Source organism: Vibrio sp. 1978 (assembly GCF_033344345.1).
Map to the genome: position 1 here is coordinate 182,016 of NZ_JAWPOP010000002.1, position 18,102 is coordinate 200,117.

Below are 18,102 nucleotides of genomic sequence, written 5' to 3' on the forward strand. Positions count from 1 at the left end.
TTTGTGCCTTGTTGGGATTAAAATGAGTAAACAAAAACATTCGGCTAGTTCTGGTCGTTGGTTGAAAGAACACTTTGATGATAAATACGCGAATGAAGCCCGAAAAAAAGGCTACCGCTCACGTGCTTATTTCAAGATCGATGAGATTCAAACGAAAGATAAATTGTTAAAGCCTGGAATGACAGTCGTCGACTTGGGGGCTGCGCCGGGCGGATGGTCTCAATATGCTGCTAAGATAGTAGGGGACAGTGGTCAGATCATCGCGTGTGACTTGCTTCCTATGGACCCGATTGCTGGCGTTAGCTTTTTACAAGGCGACTTTCGTGATGATGCAGTATTGGAAGCTTTGCTAGAAAGGATCCAACCTTCCATGGTAGACGTAGTAATGTCTGATATGGCGCCTAACATCGCGGGAAACAATTCTGTTGATCAACCTCGCGCTATGTATTTAGTTGAATTAGCTTTAGATATGTGTCGACAAGTTCTAGCGCCTAATGGTAGCTTTGTCGTAAAGGTTTTCCAAGGGGAAGGCTTCGATCAGTATGTGAAAGAAGTCCGAGACATGTTTAAAGCCGTAAAAATTAGAAAACCAGACTCATCGCGAGCTCGCTCTCGAGAGGTCTTCGTCGTAGCCACTGGTTACAAAGGTTAACCATTTTGCTCTCTTGAGAGCGTGTTAACACTATAGCTACAGTTAATGAACTGTAGTACCCTACCTTTAATTACAATTAGTTATCGAGAGGCTTACACCTTGAGTGACATGGCAAAAAATTTAATTCTGTGGCTTGTTATCGCCGTCGTATTGATGTCGGTATTCCAGAGCTTTGGCCCTGGAGAAAGCAATGGCAGAACCGTGGATTACACCACGTTTGTACAGGAAGTTGGCCAAGGCCAGATTCAAGAAGCAACTTTTAAAGACGGTGAAATTAGCTTTGTTCGTCGTGGCGGCGGTGCCAAAATGGTCACTTACATGCCAGTGTATGACCAAAAGCTTCTAGATGACCTAATTAACCAAAACGTGAAAGTACAAGGCACGCCTCCAGAAGAGCAAAGCTTGCTTGGTACTATCTTCATCTCTTGGTTCCCAATGATCTTACTAATTGGTGTATGGATTTTCTTCATGCGTCAAATGCAAGGCGGCGGTGGTAAAGGCGCCATGTCTTTTGGTAAGAGCAAAGCTCGAATGATGAGCGAAGAACAAATCAAGACAACTTTTGCTGACGTTGCTGGTTGTGACGAAGCAAAAGAAGACGTGAAAGAGCTGGTGGACTACCTACGCGATCCAAGCCGCTTCCAAAAACTGGGCGGTAAGATTCCAACGGGTGTTCTAATGGTTGGTCCTCCTGGTACGGGTAAAACGCTTCTAGCGAAAGCCATTGCCGGTGAGGCGAAAGTACCATTCTTTACTATCTCTGGTTCTGATTTCGTAGAAATGTTCGTTGGTGTTGGTGCATCTCGTGTGCGTGACATGTTTGAACAAGCAAAGAAAGCTGCACCTTGTATCATCTTTATCGATGAGATCGATGCGGTAGGTCGTCAACGTGGCGCAGGTGTTGGTGGTGGTCATGATGAACGTGAACAAACACTAAACCAAATGCTCGTTGAGATGGATGGTTTCGAAGGTAACGAAGGTATTATCGTTATCGCTGCGACTAACCGTCCGGACGTGCTAGACCCTGCGCTACTGCGTCCTGGTCGTTTTGACCGTCAAGTGGTAGTTGGTCTTCCAGATGTACGTGGCCGTGAACAGATCCTAAAAGTTCACATGCGTAAGGTCCCTCTAGCGGGTGATGTAGAGCCTTCTCTCATCGCACGTGGTACTCCAGGCTTCTCTGGTGCTGACCTAGCAAACTTAGTTAACGAAGCAGCCCTGTTTGCTGCGCGCGGTAACAAGCGCAACGTTTCTATGGTTGAGTTTGAACTGGCGAAAGACAAAATCATGATGGGTGCTGAGCGCCGTTCAATGGTGATGTCTGAGGAAGTGAAAGAGTCAACCGCATACCACGAAGCGGGTCACGCGATTGTTGGTCGCTTGGTTCCTGAACACGATCCAGTGTACAAAGTGTCTATCATTCCACGTGGTCGTGCGTTGGGTGTAACAATGTACCTTCCAGAGCAGGACCGCGTGAGTATGTCTCGCCAACACCTAGAATCAATGATTTCTAGCTTGTACGGTGGTCGTTTAGCAGAAGAACTTATCTACGGTGCTGACAAAGTATCAACCGGTGCTTCTAATGATATCGAGCGCGCAACAGATATTGCTCGTAAGATGGTTACTCAATGGGGTTTCTCTGAAAAGCTTGGCCCTCTGCTGTATGCAGAAGATGAAGGCGAAGTGTTCTTAGGGCGTAGTGTAACTCAGACTAAACATGTGTCTGACGATACAGCGAAGTTGATTGATGACGAAGTTCGTCAGATCATTGACCGCAACTACGATCGTGCGAAGAAGATTCTTCAAGAGAACATGGATATCATGCATGCGATGAAAGATGCGCTGATGAAGTATGAAACCATTGATGCTCGCCAGATTGATGACTTAATGGAGCGCAAAGCTGAAATTCGTGAGCCTGCGGGCTGGAGTGATAACTCAGCAAGCAAACCAGAAGACAGCGACAAGCCTCAAGCAAAGCAAGAAGTTAAAGAAGAAGCAACGGAGACTGCGAAAGATGCAGAACAGCCTAGCTCTTCTGAAACAACTTCTAACGAAGCGCCTGAAAAGAAAGACTCTGAATAAAGAGTATCGATAATATTAAACCCCGAGTTATCTCGGGGTTTTTGTGTTTATGATGATGATTACAGCAAATAACAAATCTTTGGACCTTTCGCGTCCACATGTCATGGCCATTCTAAATGTGACACCGGATTCCTTTTCGGATGGCGGTAAATACAACTCAATTGAACTTGCTCTTGCTCAAGTTGATAAAATGATAAAGGCTGGTGTAAGTATTGTTGATGTTGGTGGTGAATCAACAAGACCTGGTGCACCGAATGTGTCTTTGGAAGAAGAGCTTAGGCGTGTTGTCCCAGTAATCAAAGCCATTCGTGAAAAATATGATGTATGGATTTCCGTTGACACCAGTAAAGCAGAAGTGATGCGTCAAGCAATTGATGCTGGGGCTGATTTGATCAATGACATCCGCTCGCTGCAAGAGCCAGGTGCTCTGGAAGTCGCAGCAGAAGCAAACCTTCCAATTTGTCTGATGCATATGAAAGGTCAGCCTAGGACCATGCAAGTTGACCCTCATTATGATGATTTAATGGGGGACGTGTCGGCTTTTCTAGAAGAACGTATCGCGGCGTGTGAAGCAGCAGGGATTGATAAATCTCAACTGATTCTCGATCCTGGGTTTGGCTTTGGCAAAACAATCGAACACAATTATCATATGCTTGCTCATCTTGAAAAGTTTCATGAATTCGGCCTGCCTATTTTGGCTGGCATGTCTCGTAAATCCATGATCTTCAAACTGTTAGACAAGCCAGCGGCAGAGTGTACGAACGCAAGTGTCGTTTGTGCTACGATTGCCGCGATGAAAGGCGCGCAGATCATTCGCGTGCATGACTTTGAAGAGACAATCGAAGCGATGAAAGTTGTTGAGATGACGAAAAACAATATTTAAAAATAATAAAGGAAAGTTTATGTCGAATGAAAGACGTTACTTTGGTACTGACGGTGTGCGCGGTAAAGTAGGACAATACCCAATCACTCCAGACTTCGTACTTAAGCTTGGCTGGGCTGCTGGTCGTGTACTAGCGAAACAAGGCACAAAGAAAGTTATCATAGGTAAAGATACACGTATTTCAGGTTATATGCTTGAATCTGCACTAGAGGCTGGCCTTGCAGCTGCGGGACTTAAAGCAACATTTACTGGTCCCATGCCAACTCCAGCTGTGGCATATTTAACTCAGACTTTCCGTGCCGAGGCTGGTATTGTGATTTCTGCATCACATAACCCATATTACGACAACGGCATTAAATTCTTTTCTTCTGAGGGTACTAAGCTACCTGACGATATCGAATTGGCGATCGAAGCTGAGTTAGATAAAGAAATTGAATGTGTGGAGTCTGCTGAGCTTGGTAAAGCAACCCGCCTAAATGATGCAGCTGGTCGTTACATCGAATTCTGTAAGAGTACTTTCCCATCTGAGTTGAGCCTTGCGAACTTTAAGATCGTAGTAGACTGTGCGCACGGTGCAACGTACCACATCGCTCCAAATGTTTTCAAAGAACTTGGGGCAGAAGTTATCGCTATGGGCGTAGAGCCTAACGGCATCAACATTAATGAAAAAGTGGGCGCAACAGACGTACGAGCTCTTCAACAGCGTGTTGTTGAAGAGCAAGCGCATCTTGGTCTCGCATTTGATGGTGATGGTGACCGCATCATTATGGTCGACCACCTAGGTAACAAAGTTGATGGTGACCAAATTGCTTATATCATCGCTCGTGATGCACTTCGTCGTGGTGAGCTAAAGGGTGGTGTTGTTGGTACACTAATGACTAACTTGGGTATGGAAAATGGTTTAAAGCAGCTAGGCATTCCGTTTGTACGTGCTGCTGTTGGTGACCGTTATGTCATGGAGCAACTGCTAGAAAAAGGTTGGAAAATTGGTGCTGAAAACTCAGGCCATGTGATCTTATTAGATAAAGTCACAACCGGCGATGCGATTGTTGCTGCACTTCAAGTACTTGCTTCTGTAATTGGCAGCGATATGTCTTTATATGAACTATCGCAAGGAATGACATTATATCCTCAGGTTTTAGAAAATGTCCGTTTCTCAGGAGAAAGTAACCCTCTTGAAGCTACAGCTGTATTAAACGCTGTCGCTGAAGTAGAGGCGACACTTGGTGATAAAGGGCGTGTACTGCTGCGTAAGTCTGGCACTGAGCCTTTGATCCGCGTTATGGTGGAAGGCGAAGATGGTGAACTAGTTCAACACTCAGCATTGAAAATCGCTGAGGCTGTTAAAGCAAGTTGTTAATCATTGCGTTAAAGCATGTCTTGAATGAAAAGGGCATCTTTTGCCCTTTTTTTGAGCGCTTAACGCATTGGCATTGATTTTTTACTAATTTTCCCTTGTCAGCGTTACTGGCTTTCGCTAGTATTGCTCCGCCTCCCGTTAGGAGGTCGCTAGCCTTGTTCATTATGATTTGTTCTTTTGAACGGCGCTGGCTCAACAATTTGGAACATAGGTGGAAAAAATGTTTTCAGTTCTACTTGTGATTTACCTGTTGGCAGCGCTTGGTGTGATTGGCCTTGTGTTGATTCAACAAGGTAAAGGCGCAGATATGGGAGCCTCGTTCGGTGCTGGTGCTTCAAACACAGTGTTTGGTGCTGGCGGCTCAGGTAATTTCTTAACCCGAACAACTGCTATTTTAGCAACCGTATTCTTTATCGTTAGCTTGTTACTTGGTCGTATGTCTACGCACCAGACTGAATCACAATGGGTAGACCCAACGTTAGGTCAACCAGTTGTCGAACAAGTTAAGGATGCAGCGAGTGAAGTTCCTGCCCCTGCGGGTGATGAAATTCCTCAATAAGCTGTAAGGTTTTGATGCCGAGATGGTGAAATTGGTAGACACGCTAGCATGAGGTGCTAGTGCCTTAGGTGTGAGGGTTCGAGTCCCTCTCTCGGCACCATGTATTTACAAACTTGTAAATCACTTGTTTGCGAGTATAATGCTCAGCAAGTCGGACGCGGGGTGGAGCAGCTTGGTAGCTCGTCGGGCTCATAACCCGAAGGTCGTCGGTTCAAATCCGGCCCCCGCAACCAATCTCTTTCTTTAAAAGGAAATCGTAGATTGGCAAGTTTGCGTAGTGCTAACCACACTACGAGTTAAGAAAAGCAATTGTTGGCTATTCTTAACGTATCAGGGTCCAGCAGCATAAAACCCCGACTATCGGGGTTTTTTGTTATCTGAGCTTTTTGAAATAGCTCAGATACTGCTTGGTTTTTTGATTGGGCTCTGAGCCCTTTTTTTGTTTCTGGAGTGGTTAAATGACTGGTTTAGAAAGACAACTTACTGAAATGCTTGACGCGCCAGTAGCGGCATCAGGTTATGAGTTAGTTGGATTAGAATTCATTCGTGCAGGCGCGCACTCAACGTTACGTATCTACATTGACCATGAAAATGGTATTAACGTAGACGACTGTGCAGAAGTTAGCCACCAAGTTAGTGCAGTTTTAGACGTTGAAGATCCAATTTCTGTTGCTTACAGCCTAGAAGTGTCTTCTCCAGGTTTAGAAAGACCACTTTTTAAAGCAGCACATTACGAGCAATTTATTGGTCACGAGGTCAGCATCGTATTGAAAATGGCTGTAGCAAACCGTCGTAAGTGGAAAGGTATTATCCACGGTGTTGATGGCGAAACAGTGACAATTACTGTAGACGGTCAGCAAGAAGAGTTTGCTCTAAGTAACATTTCCAAAGCTAACCTGATCCCTAAATTTTAGTTCCCTAAAAAAGTTTAAGCTTAGAGGCTAAATACAATGAGTAAAGAAATTTTAGCGGTAGCAGAAGCGGTATCGAACGAAAAAGCGGTACCTCGTGAGCGTATCTTTGAGGCTCTTGAGATTGCTCTAGCAACTTCTACAAAGAAAAAATACGAAATCGAAATCGACGTACGTGTTGCCATTGACCGTAAAACCGGTGAATTTGTAACTTACCGCCGTTGGTTAGTTGTTGATGACGTTGAGAACCCTACAAAAGAGATCTCACTAGAAGCAGCGCAATACGAAGATGATTCAATCGAGCTTGGCGACTACGTAGAAGACGAAATCGAATCAGTAACGTTTGACCGTATTACGACTCAAACTGCTAAGCAAGTTATCGTACAAAAAGTTCGTGAAGCTGAGCGCGCACAAATCGTTGAACAGTTCATCGACAATGAAGGTGATCTAATCACTGGTGTCGTGAAAAAAGTAAACCGTGACACAATCGTGCTTGATCTTGGTAATAACGCTGAAGCGGTAATCCTGCGTGATGACCAACTTCCTCGTGAAAACTTCCGTCCAGGCGACCGCGTACGTGGCCTTCTTTACAAAGTCGCGCCTGAAGCACGTGGTTTCCAATTGTTCATCACTCGTTCTAAGCCAGAAATGTTGGCAGAACTGTTCCGTGTTGAAGTGCCTGAAATCGCAGAAGATATTATCGAGTTGAAAGGCGCAGCACGTGATCCTGGTTCTCGCGCTAAGATCGCTGTCAAAACAAATGACAAACGTATCGACCCTGTAGGTGCGTGTGTTGGTATGCGTGGTGCACGTGTACAAGCTGTTTCTGGCGAACTTGGTGGTGAGCGTATCGATATCGTTCTTTGGGATGATAACCCAGCTCAATTCGTTATCAACGCAATGGCGCCAGCTGATGTTGCTTCTATCATCGTTGATGAGGATGCACACTCAATGGACATCGCAGTTGAAGCTGACAACCTAGCGCAAGCTATTGGTCGTAACGGTCAAAACGTGCGTCTAGCATCTCAACTAACAGGTTGGGAACTGAATGTTATGACAGTTGCTGATCTTCAGAAGAAACACGCTGAAGAATCACAAGCATCTATTGAAAACTTCATGAAGTACCTAGATATTGAAGAAGACTTCGCTCAACTTCTTGTTGAAGAAGGTTTCTCAACGCTAGAAGAAATCGCATACGTGCCAGTTAACGAGCTACTAGAAATCGATGGTTTGAATGAAGAACTAATCGAAGAGCTTCGTGGACGTGCAAAAGATGCACTAACGACGATCGCACTAGCACAAGAAGAGTCTTTTGAAGGTCTAGAACCAGCTGAGGACCTACTTGCACTTGAAGGTCTTGAGCGTGAGATGGCATTTAAATTGGCAGCGAAAGGTGTAGCGACACTGGAAGATCTTGCTGACCAAGGTATTGACGATTTAGAAGGTATCGAAGGCCTGACCGAAGAACGTGCAGGTGAGCTAATTATGGCCGCACGTAACATCTGTTGGTTCGGCGAAGAAGCATAATTTTCGGCAAGGAGGAAGCGGCATGACACAATTAACAGTTAAAGCACTGAGTGATGAGATTGGTACGCCAGTCGACCGCTTGATTGAACAACTTGCTGACGCTGGCATTAAAAAGGCGAGCTCTGACAATGTTACTGATGAAGAGAAGCAGAAGCTTCTCTCTCATTTAAAGAAAGAACACGGTGATAAATCAGGTGATTCAGAGCCGACTCGCCTTACGCTTCAGCGTAAAACTCGTAGTACACTTAGTGTGAACGCGGGTGGTGGTAAGAGTAAGAATGTTCAGGTTGAGGTGCGCAAAAAACGTACATACGTGAAGCGCAGCACAATTGAAGATGAAGCGAAACGTGAAGCTGAAGAAGCAGCACAACGTGAAGCAGAAGAAGCAGCAAAACGTGCAGCAGAAGAAGCTGCAAAACGTGAAGCTGAAGAAGCTGCAAAACGTGAAGCTGAAGAAGCTGCAAAACGTGAAGCGGAAGAAAAAGCGAAACGTGAAGCTGAAGAAAAAGCGAAGCGAGACGTAGATACGAATGCACAACGTAATGCTGAAGAAAAAGCAAAGCGTGATGCTGAAGAGAAAATTAAGCAAGAAGCAGCGCGAAAAGAGGCCGACGAGCTTAAACGTCGTCAGGAAGAAGAAGCTAAGCGTAAGGCTGAAGAGGAAAGTCAGCGCAAGCTTGAAGAAGCTCGCGAATTGGCTGAAAAGAATAAAGAGCGTTGGTCTGCTGCAGAAGAGAAAAAGGGTGATATGGAAGATACAGATTACCATGTAACGACTTCACAATACGCACGTGAAGCCGAAGATGAAGCAGATCGCAAAGTAGAAGGCGGTCGTCGTAAGAAGAAAAAAGCAGCTTCGGGTAAAGACGACCAAGCTCGCGGTGGCCGTAACAACCAACGTGGCGGTAGAGGTCGTAAGGGCAAACTTGCTAAGCCGACTTCAATGCAGCACGGGTTTGATAAGTCAGCAACGGTTGCTAAGCAAGACGTTGTAATTGGCGAAACGATCGTTCTATCAGAACTCGCTAACAAGATGTCGGTTAAAGCGACAGAAGTTATCAAAGTAATGATGAAGATGGGCGCTATGGCGACTATCAACCAAGTGATCGACCAAGAAACAGCACAACTTGTTGCTGAAGAAATGGGCCATAAAGTAGTTCTTCGTAAAGAGAACGAACTGGAAGAAGCGGTACTATCTGACCGTGACACTAACGCGGAAGCAGTTCCACGTGCTCCAGTTGTTACTATCATGGGTCACGTTGACCACGGTAAAACGTCAACACTTGACTACATCCGTCGCACACACGTTGCTTCTGGCGAAGCGGGTGGTATTACTCAGCACATTGGTGCGTACCACGTTGAAACAGACAACGGCATGATCACGTTCCTTGATACTCCTGGACACGCAGCGTTTACTGCAATGCGTGCTCGTGGTGCTCAAGCAACAGATATCGTTGTTCTTGTAGTTGCAGCAGACGATGGCGTAATGCCACAAACAGTAGAAGCGATTCAGCACGCGAAAGCGGCAGGCGTTCCTCTAATTGTTGCTGTGAACAAGATCGATAAAGAAGACGCGAACCCAGATAACGTTAAGAACGAGCTTGCTCAATACGACGTTATTCCTGAAGAGTGGGGCGGTGAGAACATGTTCGTTCACATCTCTGCTAAACAGGGTACAAACATCGATGGTCTTCTAGAAGCAATCCTTCTTCAGTCTGAAGTTCTTGAACTTACAGCTGTAGCTGAAGGCATGGCATCTGGTGTTGTTGTTGAATCTCGCCTAGATAAAGGTCGTGGTCCAGTTGCAACAGTACTTGTTCAATCAGGTACACTAAACAAAGGCGACATCGTTCTTTGTGGTCAAGAATACGGCCGTGTTCGTGCAATGCGTGATGAGCTAGGTAAAGAAATTACTTCGGCTGGCCCATCTATCCCTGTAGAGATCCTAGGTCTTTCAGGTGTACCATCTTCAGGTGATGAAGCAACAGTAGTTCGTGACGAGCGTAAAGCGCGTGAAGTAGCTAACTACCGTGCTGGTAAGTTCCGTGAAGTGAAACTTGCTCGTCAGCAGAAATCTAAACTAGAGAACATGTTCTCTAACATGACTGCTGGTGAAGTTGCTGAACTTAACGTTGTACTTAAAGCAGACGTTCAAGGTTCTGTAGAAGCAATCGCAGACTCACTAGTTAAGCTATCTACTGACGAAGTTAAAGTGAACATCGTTGGTTCTGGTGTTGGTGGTATTACTGAAACTGACGTAGTACTAGCGGAAGCTTCAAACGCAATCATCCTTGGCTTTAACGTTCGAGCAGATGCTTCTGCTCGTCGTGCTGTTGAAGCCGCAGCTGTTGACTTACGTTACTACTCAATCATTTACCAATTGATTGACGAAGTGAAACAAGCAATGGGCGGTATGCTTGCTCCAGAATTCAAGCAAGAGATCATTGGTCTTGCTGAAGTTCGTGACGTGTTTAAGTCACCGAAACTGGGCGCTATCGCTGGTTGTATGGTTACAGAAGGTGTGATCAAGCGTAACAACCCAATCCGTGTACTACGTGATAACGTTGTTATTTACGAAGGTGAACTAGAGTCACTACGTCGTTTCAAAGATGACGTTCAAGAAGTTAAGAATGGCTACGAATGTGGTATCGGCGTTAAGAACTACAATGATGTTCGCGTTGGTGACCAAATCGAAGTCTTCGAAATCGTTGAAATTAAACGTACTCTAGACTAATTGACTAAAATTACTAATATTGTCTTTGAAAGATAAGTAGTAATTGGTTGTTGAATACACCATGGGGGGCTGGCTTTGACCAACCCCCCATTCTTTCTATATAAGAGTAAAGATATGTCAAAAGAATTTAGCCGCACGCAGCGCGTTGCACAGCAGCTGCAAAAAGAACTAGCGATGATCCTTCAACGTGAAGTTCGTGACTCTCGCCTTGGCATGGTGACGATCTCAGACGTAGAAGTCTCTCGTGACCTAGCTTACGCAAAAGTATTTGTGACCTTCCTGTGTGTGGGTGAGCAAACACCAGAATCATGTCTAGCAGCGCTACGTGAGCACGAAGTGCACATTCGCATGATGTTAGGTAAGCGTATTCGTCTACGTTTAACGCCAGAAATCCGCTTCCACTATGACAATACGCTTGTTGAAGGTATGCGTATGTCTAACCTAGTGTCTGAAGTCGTTAGTTCAGACAAACAAAAGCAAAAAGATTCTGGTCGTGAGGACGAAGAATAATGGCTCGTCGTCGTAAAGGTCGTCCAATTAATGGCGTTATACTGTTGGACAAACCAACAGGTATCTCTTCCAATGATGCACTGCAAAAAGTAAAGCGAATCTACTTTGCTGAGAAAGCAGGCCACACTGGAGCCTTGGACCCATTAGCGACAGGCATGCTGCCAATTTGCTTGGGTGAAGCGACAAAATTTTCTCAGTTTCTTCTTGATTCTGATAAACGCTACCGTGTGATCGCAAAGCTGGGTGAACGTACCAATACGTCTGACTCGGATGGTGAAGTTGTAGAGACTCGTCCAGTCGATGTTACGTTAGACAAGCTAGAGGCGTGCATCGATCAGTTCCGTGGTGAATCTGATCAAGTGCCTTCCATGTTCTCTGCGTTGAAGTATCAAGGTAAACCCTTGTATGAATACGCTCGTAAAGGCATCGAAGTTCCGCGTGAATCTCGTAAGATCACGGTATATGAGATTGTTCTTCACCGTTTTGAAGGCGATGAAGTAGAGATGGAAGTGCACTGCTCTAAAGGTACCTATATTCGTACTATCGTTGATGATCTGGGCGAAATGTTAGGTTGTGGTGCGCACGTAACTATGCTTCGTCGTACTGGTGTTGCTAAATACCCTTACGAGAATATGGTAACACTCGAGCAACTAAATGAGTTGCTAGAGCAAGCTCACCGCGAGGAACGAGCACCTCGAGAGCTACTGGACCCACTGCTTTTGCCAATGGATACAGCGGTAGAAGACTTACCAGAAGTCAACTTGGTGCCTGAACTGGCGAATATGGTCCAACATGGGCAGCCCGTTCAAGTATTTGGTGCTCCGACTGAGGGCTCACTTCGCCTTACTATGGGTGAAGAACGCTTGTTTATTGGCGTTGGCGAAATGAACGAAGATGGCAAAATCGCTCCTAAGCGATTGGTCGTGTTCCGAGATGACGTTGCATCCAAGTAAATGATTGAAAATACCGACCTGAGTGTCGGTATTTTTATATTGCACGAGATAGGAAATTTCCCTATAATCCGCGCTTCGCGTAGCGGCTGAATCAGAGATTGGCTGCTACAACTTTAAACCTACTCTTATTAGGAGAGAATTATGTCTCTGAATGCAGAAACTAAAGCAGCAATCGTTGCAGAATACGCACAAGGCGAAGGCGACACTGGTTCACCAGAAGTTCAAGTAGCTCTACTTACAGCTTCTATCAACCACCTACAAGGTCACTTCAAAGCGCACAAAGGCGATCACCACAGCCGTCGTGGTCTTCTACGCATGGTTTCTCGTCGTCGTAAGCTTCTAGATTACCTAAAAGGTAAAAACCTAGCTCGCTACCAAGACCTAATCAAACGTCTAGGCCTACGTCGCTAATCAGCGACTGCATAGCAGTTTGTCTAAAAAGGGGCTTTATGCCCCTTTTTTGTTGCCTAAATTTAGCCAAATTAGACTTATGCCGTTATAATACTGGCGGCTAAACCTTGTAAGAGGTTTTCTCAAAAGCTCATAGCATTACAGTCAACCACGTCGACCAAAAGGTCGCGACTATTCAAAAGGAATTTCCGAGTTTCTTTTTACTAGTCGCGATTCGTAATGCCTTGAGTGTCAATTAACACATCTAAGATTTCTTTAAGCACTAAAGGAAGATTAGAAACAAGGAATAACAATGTTCGAAAAACCAGTTGTTAAAACGTTCCAGTACGGTAACCACACAGTTACTTTAGAAACTGGCGTTATTGCACGTCAAGCTACAGCAGCAGTTATGGTCACAATGGATGATACGTCTGTATTCGTATCTGTTGTAGGTAAAAAAGAAGCCGTTGCAGGTCAAGACTTCTTCCCACTAACGGTTAACTACCAAGAGCGTACTTACGCTGCGGGTAAAATCCCAGGCGGCTTCTTCAAACGTGAAGGTCGTCCTTCTGAAGGCGAAACGCTAACAGCTCGTCTAATCGACCGTCCAATCCGTCCGCTATTCCCAGACGCGTTTAAAAACGAAGTTCAGGTTATCGCGACAGTAATGTCTGTAAACCCAGATGTTCAGCCAGATATCGTTACAATGATCGGTACTTCTGCTGCTCTTGCTATCTCTGGCATTCCATTCAACGGCCCTATCGGTGCGGCGCGTGTTGGTCATATCGATGGTCAGCTTGTACTTAACCCTAGCCAAACTGAACTAGAAACTTCTAAGCTTGACCTTGTTGTTGCAGGTACAGAGTCAGCAGTACTGATGGTTGAGTCAGAAGCGGACAACCTAACTGAAGAAGAAATGCTAGCGGCGGTTGTTTATGGTCATGACCAACAACAAGTTGCTATTAAAGCTATCAACGAATTCAAAGTAGAAGTTGCAACTCCTGCTTGGGATTGGGTTGCTCCTGAAGAGAACACAGCGCTTAAAAATAAGATTGCTGATCTAGCAGAAGCTAAACTTGTTGAGGCCTACCAAATTACTGAGAAAATGGCTCGTTACGACCGCATCCATGAGATCGCTGCGGAAGTAAATGAAGTTCTTCTTGCTGAAGATCCTGAAGCAGATACAAAAGAAATCCACACTATCTTCCATGATCTAGAGAAGACAGTAGTACGTAGCCGTATTATTGCAGGTAACCCTCGTATCGATGGCCGTGAAAAAGACATGGTTCGTGCACTAGATGTACGTACTGGTGTTCTTCCTCGTACTCACGGTAGCGCGCTATTCACTCGTGGTGAAACTCAGGCGATCGTTACGGCAACGCTAGGTACTCAGCGTGATGCTCAAATCATCGATGAGCTAACTGGTGAGCGTAAAGATCACTTCCTACTGCACTACAACTTCCCTCCATACTGTGTAGGTGAAACTGGTTTTGTAGGTTCTCCTAAGCGTCGTGAAATCGGCCACGGTAAACTGGCGAAGCGTGGTATTGCTGCAGTAATGCCTTCTGTTGATGAGTTCCCATACACAGTACGTGTTGTATCGGAAATCACTGAATCTAACGGTTCATCTTCAATGGCTTCAGTATGTGGTACTTCTCTTGCGCTTATGGACGCAGGTGTACCAATCAAAGCATCTGTTGCTGGTATCGCAATGGGTCTTGTTAAAGAAGGTGACGATTTCGTTGTACTTTCTGACATCCTTGGCGATGAAGACCATCTAGGTGACATGGACTTTAAAGTAGCAGGTACTAACACTGGTATCACTGCACTTCAAATGGACATCAAGATCGAAGGCATCACTAAAGAAATCATGCAAATTGCGCTTAACCAAGCTCAAGGCGCACGTAAGCACATCCTATCTGTAATGGATGAAGCAATCTCTGGTGCTCGTGAAGACATCTCTGAATTTGCTCCGCGTATTCACACGATGAAGATCAGCGCTGAGAAGATCAAAGACGTTATCGGTAAAGGTGGTGCAGTTATCCGTGCTCTAACTGAAGAGACTGGTACAACTATCGAAATCGAAGACGACGGTACTATCAAGATTGCGGCAACTGAAGGCACTGCTGCGAAAGAAGCTATCCGCCGTATCGAAGAGATCACTGCTGAAGTTGAAGTGGGCCGTATCTACACAGGTAAAGTTGCACGTCTAGCAGACTTCGGTGCATTCGTAACGGTTCTTCCAGGCAAAGATGGTCTTGTACACATTTCTCAAATCGCAGAAAAACGCGTAGAGAAAGTGTCTGACTACCTAGCTGAAGGTCAAGAAGTTCAAGTTAAAGTTCTTGAAATCGACCGCCAAGGCCGTGTACGTCTAAGCATGAAAGAAGCGGTAGAAAAGCCAGCTGAAGAAGCTGCTGCTGAAGCACCGGCTGCTAAAGACGAGTAAGACAAAATGAGACTTTCAGCCTTTTATTAGATTAAGGGCCTGAAAGCATGTTATAAAAGGGGAGCATTTTCGCTCCCCTTTTTTGGTTTGTTTCGATGTATTAACCTCAAACGAGGTTATCGCCTATATTGCATTAAGAGAAACAAATCTTGAGCGGTCCAAACAGGAGTATCAATTAGTGAAATGGTTTCAAACCGCAATTTTATGTGTTGCTATCGCGCTGACCGGTTGTGCAAATACTTCTCAACAATCAGCACAAAAGTGGTTATATCCACCGATGGCGGTGCCACTTCAGCCTAGTGTTCAACAAGAAGTACAAATCGCGCGTCTCTCGCAGTTGCTACAACGTCCCGACCTTAGTGATGAAGTGCGCGCTAAAATGCATTATGAGCGCGGTAGCTACTACGACAGCGTTGGTTTGCGTGATCTTGCCCGTTTGGACTTTAACCAGTCTTTGCAGTTGAATCCTGCTCAGCCGGACATCTTCAATCTTTTGGGAGTATACTTTACCCAAGTAGGAGAGTTTGATGCGGCATATGAAGCGTTTGACTCGACCATAGAGTTGGCTCCTGATAATACCTATGCTGAGCGCAACCGTGCGATTGCACTGTATTATGGTGGCAGAATCGATCTCGCTTTAGAAGATATGACCAAGCATTATCAAGAAATGCCAACGGATCCTTTTCGTTCATTATGGCTGTACATCATCGAAGCTGAGCAAAATCCAGAGCAAGCAAAAGCCAATCTTCAACAGCGTTATTTACGAGATCGTAGTGAAGAGTGGGGATGGGTTCTTGTTGCCATCATGCTACGAGACGTCTCGGACGAAGACGCGCTTAAAGCAATTATGGATGGAACGAGAGAGAACTATCGCCTAGCTGAACGATTGACGGAAACGTATTTCTACCTTGGAAAGCGTAATCAGCTTGAAGGTGATATCGCAAGTGCCATCTCACTTTATAAGCTCGCGATTTCGTTCAACGTTTACGATTATGTTGAGCATCGCTATTCTTTCTTGGAGTTGGCGCAAATTTACGATCAATTACAGCAAGATAGATTGGCCAAGTTAAAGGCTGCCAAGAAGCTGGAAATTGAATGATTTAGAGCCGCTCGATGAGAGCGGCTTTTTTTATGATTGAACTTGATGAGTGACTCATTTAAAATAGTTAGCCTTGCTAACTAAGTGGTGGTGGCTTTTATGGCATTAGAAGAAAGCTTGATTGATTTAGAGCGTTTTTGCGCCAAAGCTTGGCGTGTCTATGCCAAAGAAGATCCATTATCACATCTAAGCTTTAATGAGTTCGATTATTTACGTGTGATTCAGGTTTACCCTGAGGGTGTGCGAATAACCGATCTTGCAGAAGAGCTGCAAGTGACTAAGCCTTCCGCATCGACAATGGTTGTGCGTTTGGAAAAAAAGGGTTTGGTGAAACGCATCGCATGTAATGAGGATGCTCGTGCTAAGCGTGTGTTGCTTACGGAAGAAGTCGCAGAAAAAATGTCTTTGGAGCAGGTAGTGTACAAAGATATCTCTGACCAAATGATGCAACAATTAAATCAGCAAGAAGCTGAACAGTTACAAGCTTTATTGAATAAAGCATTGAGTAATAAGTCATTTTAAACTAAAGCAAAGGCCTCAGCTGTATGGTTTAGTTTTTGTTGTTTCATCTTTCTTTTATTTAAATTAACCATTTAGTTAGTCTTGCTAATTAAATGGTTAGCTTTGCTAACTACTGGTGACAGTCATGCAAAACTCAATTTATAGACAGTTTTGGAAATATACGATTCCAACCGTCGCAGCAATGCTCGTAAACGGTTTGTATCAAATAGTTGATGGCATTTTTATTGGCCGTTATGTTGGCGCTGACGGATTAGCTGGGATCAATGTTGCGTGGCCTATTATCGGTTCGATCCTCGGTATAGGAATGATGATTGGGGTGGGGACTGGCGCGCTGACTTCGATCAAGCAAGGAGAGAACGATCATGAAGGCGCTAAGCGAATCCTAACGACCGGATTGACGTTGTTAGCGGCATTGATGCCGGTCGTTGCTACAATATTGTTCTTGTTTTCGGATGAATTTATTCGCTGGCAAGGTGCGGAAGGGCGAGTGTTTGAACTTGCGCTGCAATATTTGCATATTCTGATTGTCGCGTGCGTATTCACGTTGGGTTCTATCGCAGTTCCGTTTCTGTTACGCAATGACGACAGCCCGAACTTAGCAACGATTTTGATGGTCATCGGTGCCGTTATTAACATCGTATTAGACTACGTATTTATTGCTTGGTTGGAGTGGGAGTTAACCGGAGCCGCTATTGCCACTGCACTTGCACAATTAGTGGTCACTGTGCTCGGTATTGGTTACTTCTTTACTTCAAAAGCAACATTACGCCTTCGTATCCGCGACTTCAAAGTTCAGGTTGATGCTGCACCAAAGATTATCATGATAGGTACATCAAGTTTCTTTATGTACGCCTACGGCTCTGTGATGGTGGCACTGCACAACGCGTTATTTGCTCAATACGGAAGTGCAATGTTGATCGGAGCGTACGCCATTTTGGGGTACATCGTGACGGTTTACTATCTGATAGCCGAAGGAATTGCGAATGGTATGCAGCCTTTAGTGAGCTTCAACCACGGTGCACGTAATCAGGAGAACATCAGAAAGTTATTAAAGGTCGCGATGGGGACATCTGTGCTTGGTGGGGTGGCGTTCGTTGTTTTGATGAACCTTTTCCCGTACGAACTGGTTGCGGTGTTTAATAATGCTGACCAACAGTTGATTGATAGCACTGTGATCGGGATTCGTTTACACATGTTTGCGTTGTTCTTAGATGGTTTTTTAGTTGTGGCGGCCGCGTACTATCAATCAGTAAACAAAGGCAGCAAAGCTATGTTTGTAACACTAGGCAACATGCTGGTCCAGTTGCCATTCTTATTCATTATGCCGAAACTTTTCGGCGTGACAGGCATTTGGTTAGCTTTCCCATTGTCTAACATTGCATTGAGTTTGGTCGTGATCAGTATGTTGTGGCGAGATGTGAAAAAGCTGCTTAATGAAACTTCGGCTGAGCCAACAGTGCAAGCCTGTTAA

The 18,102-nt window shown here is 45.0% G+C and carries 15 protein-coding genes and 2 tRNA genes; all 17 read left to right on the plus strand.

From position 1 onward, the window contains the following. The first annotated feature begins 22 nt into the window (after positions 1–22). Positions 23–652 (plus strand): 23S rRNA (uridine(2552)-2'-O)-methyltransferase RlmE, encoded by a 630-nt coding sequence (gene rlmE / locus R8N49_RS02780; RefSeq protein ID WP_005388985.1) that lies wholly within the window; start codon positions 23–25, stop codon positions 650–652. 108 nt (positions 653–760) lie between these two features. Then, positions 761–2,734, plus strand: a complete 1,974-nt coding sequence (ftsH, locus tag R8N49_RS02785) for an ATP-dependent zinc metalloprotease FtsH (RefSeq protein ID WP_017635895.1) — start codon at positions 761–763, stop codon at positions 2,732–2,734. A gap of 52 nt (positions 2,735–2,786) precedes the next feature. Continuing rightward, the gene (folP, locus tag R8N49_RS02790; RefSeq protein ID WP_258489283.1) at positions 2,787–3,617 is read left to right on the plus strand and encodes a dihydropteroate synthase; all 831 of its coding nucleotides are present in this window, start codon (positions 2,787–2,789) and stop codon (positions 3,615–3,617) included. Positions 3,618–3,636: 19 nt separating this feature from the next. Further along, a complete protein-coding gene (glmM, locus tag R8N49_RS02795) occupies positions 3,637–4,977 on the plus strand; it encodes a phosphoglucosamine mutase (protein ID WP_005388992.1) in 1,341 nt (446 codons plus the stop codon). A gap of 220 nt (positions 4,978–5,197) precedes the next feature. After that, positions 5,198–5,536: a preprotein translocase subunit SecG gene (secG, locus tag R8N49_RS02800; protein ID WP_005380080.1), complete on the plus strand. Its 339-nt coding sequence runs from the start codon at positions 5,198–5,200 to the stop codon at positions 5,534–5,536. Positions 5,537–5,552: 16 nt separating this feature from the next. Next, a tRNA-Leu gene (locus R8N49_RS02805) sits at positions 5,553–5,636 on the plus strand. Between the two features lie 56 nt (positions 5,637–5,692). Further along, a tRNA-Met gene (locus R8N49_RS02810) sits at positions 5,693–5,769 on the plus strand. A 225-nt stretch (positions 5,770–5,994) separates the two neighbouring features. Then, positions 5,995–6,450 carry a ribosome maturation factor RimP gene (gene rimP / locus R8N49_RS02815; protein WP_005386424.1) on the plus strand — a complete coding sequence of 152 codons (456 nt, stop codon included), beginning with the start codon at positions 5,995–5,997 and terminating at the stop codon, positions 6,448–6,450. Positions 6,451–6,486: 36 nt separating this feature from the next. Further along, positions 6,487–7,974 carry a transcription termination factor NusA gene (gene nusA / locus R8N49_RS02820; RefSeq protein ID WP_005380084.1) on the plus strand — a complete coding sequence of 496 codons (1,488 nt, stop codon included), beginning with the start codon at positions 6,487–6,489 and terminating at the stop codon, positions 7,972–7,974. A 22-nt stretch (positions 7,975–7,996) separates the two neighbouring features. After that, positions 7,997–10,708 carry a translation initiation factor IF-2 gene (gene infB / locus R8N49_RS02825; protein WP_005380086.1) on the plus strand — a complete coding sequence of 904 codons (2,712 nt, stop codon included), beginning with the start codon at positions 7,997–7,999 and terminating at the stop codon, positions 10,706–10,708. Positions 10,709–10,822: 114 nt separating this feature from the next. Next, positions 10,823–11,218, plus strand: a complete 396-nt coding sequence (gene rbfA, locus R8N49_RS02830) for a 30S ribosome-binding factor RbfA (protein ID WP_005380087.1) — start codon at positions 10,823–10,825, stop codon at positions 11,216–11,218. Further along, positions 11,218–12,171 (plus strand): tRNA pseudouridine(55) synthase TruB, encoded by a 954-nt coding sequence (gene truB / locus R8N49_RS02835; RefSeq protein WP_005380088.1) that lies wholly within the window; start codon positions 11,218–11,220, stop codon positions 12,169–12,171. Before rbfA ends, truB begins: the two co-directional genes overlap by 1 nt. Before the next feature lie 141 nt (positions 12,172–12,312). Next, entirely contained in the window at positions 12,313–12,582 is a 270-nt protein-coding gene (gene rpsO / locus R8N49_RS02840) for a 30S ribosomal protein S15 (protein ID WP_005380094.1), read from the plus strand. A 292-nt stretch (positions 12,583–12,874) separates the two neighbouring features. Beyond that, positions 12,875–15,010 (plus strand): polyribonucleotide nucleotidyltransferase, encoded by a 2,136-nt coding sequence (gene pnp, locus R8N49_RS02845; RefSeq protein WP_054576315.1) that lies wholly within the window; start codon positions 12,875–12,877, stop codon positions 15,008–15,010. A 178-nt stretch (positions 15,011–15,188) separates the two neighbouring features. Then, complete coding sequence (gene nlpI / locus R8N49_RS02850) at positions 15,189–16,109, plus strand: lipoprotein NlpI (RefSeq protein ID WP_005380101.1); 921 nt, start codon at positions 15,189–15,191, stop codon at positions 16,107–16,109. 99 nt (positions 16,110–16,208) lie between these two features. After that, positions 16,209–16,631, plus strand: a complete 423-nt coding sequence (locus tag R8N49_RS02855) for a MarR family winged helix-turn-helix transcriptional regulator (RefSeq protein ID WP_005380103.1) — start codon at positions 16,209–16,211, stop codon at positions 16,629–16,631. A gap of 124 nt (positions 16,632–16,755) precedes the next feature. Further along, positions 16,756–18,102: an MATE family efflux transporter gene (locus R8N49_RS02860; RefSeq protein ID WP_062730457.1), complete on the plus strand. Its 1,347-nt coding sequence runs from the start codon at positions 16,756–16,758 to the stop codon at positions 18,100–18,102.